The organism is Facklamia sp. P12937, from assembly GCF_050409505.1.
Lineage (GTDB): Bacteria > Bacillota > Bacilli > Lactobacillales > Aerococcaceae > Facklamia.
Window position 1 is genome coordinate 1 of record NZ_JBNUPI010000044.1, and the last position, 1,399, is coordinate 1,399.

The following is a 1,399-nucleotide window of genomic DNA, read 5'->3' on the forward strand; positions in this document are numbered from 1 at the left end:
AAACATCACAATTAATGACCAAAAATTTTCAAAAATTTCGATTAAAGGCCGTTTATCTTTCTTATTAACGGGTCAATTAATAGAGCCTATTAGTCATTGCCCTTGTTGTGGGCAATCAGCAATTAACTATTCAATCGTTAAAAATGGCTCTCGTACATCGCGCATTCAATTAATACCGATGGCAGGTTATCCCACTTATTTAGATTTAAAAAAACAGCGTTATTACTGTAAATCTTGTCACTCATCCTTTACCGCTCAAACGCCTGAAGTCGCTCGTCACTGTCATCTATCTAATCATTTGAAACGATATATCGCTGATCAGTTAACACATACGATATCAGAAACTTATATCGCTCAACTGGTGCATGTATCGATTCATACAGTCCGTCGTGTGACGAATCAAATGGCACAGCACCTTCAATTCAAACCGCTACATTCCTTACCACAACACCTTTGTTTTGATGAATTTAAAAGTGTTCGAACGATTGATGCTGCGATGAGTTTCATTTACTGTGACGCTAAAACGCATCGATTAGTTGATTTGTTCTTTGATCGCAAACAGTCTTCATTAATCCGTTATTTTCAACAATTTCCGTTGGAAACCCGTCAATCGGTTCAAACGATAACGATTGATATGTACCGACCGTATATGGATTTAATTCAAAAAGTTTTTCCAAAAGCACAAATTATTATTGATAAATTCCATCTCATTCAAGCTTTAAATCGTGAGCTGAATCGGACACGAATTCATGTGATGAACACCTTCCGAAACAAAGACAATCGACTGTACAATAAACATAAACGCTACTGGCGCCTAATCATGACACCAAGAAATAAATTACACACCACTACTTATCAGCGCTATCGATTATTTGATTGGATCACAAACACCAGTGGTATCGTTGATTATTTATTAGCATCAAGTAGCGAATTAAAAGTCACTTACGAGGTCGTTCATCATTTAAGAGAAGCCCTTCAAGACCTTCGAATCGATCGATTTGAGTTTTGGGTCAACTATGGCCTAACATTACCCGTTTCAAAAAAATTAAAGACCGTTTTAAGAACCTTTAAACGCTATCACACTTTTATTCAAAACACCTTTAACTATTCAACCTTAACGAATGGCCCAATTGAAGGGCTAAACAATAAAATCAAGGTGCTGAAACGAAATGCCTATGGCTATCGTAATTATTCACATTTTAAAAATAGAATTTTATTGATGATGCGCTTATACTTGCCCAATCAATCATCTACGTCGGTTGCTTTTTGACAATTTATCTCATAATAAAACCGGTCGATCATTCATGCGCTTATAATAATTGTTGATCTGTAAAAAAAGAGGTGAAGTAACCAGTCGGTTACCTCACCTACTCATCAACCCTATTTGACAAAGAGCCAA

1 protein-coding gene is annotated in these 1,399 nt (G+C 36.2%); it reads left to right on the forward strand.

Going from position 1 to position 1,399, the window contains the following annotated elements; genetic code table 11:
* The first annotated feature begins 4 nt into the window (after window positions 1–4).
* Entirely contained in the window at window positions 5–1,270 is a 1,266-nt protein-coding gene (locus tag ACQV2R_RS08600; protein ID WP_428892114.1) for an ISL3 family transposase, read from the forward strand.
* The last annotated feature ends 129 nt before the right edge of the window (window positions 1,271–1,399 follow it).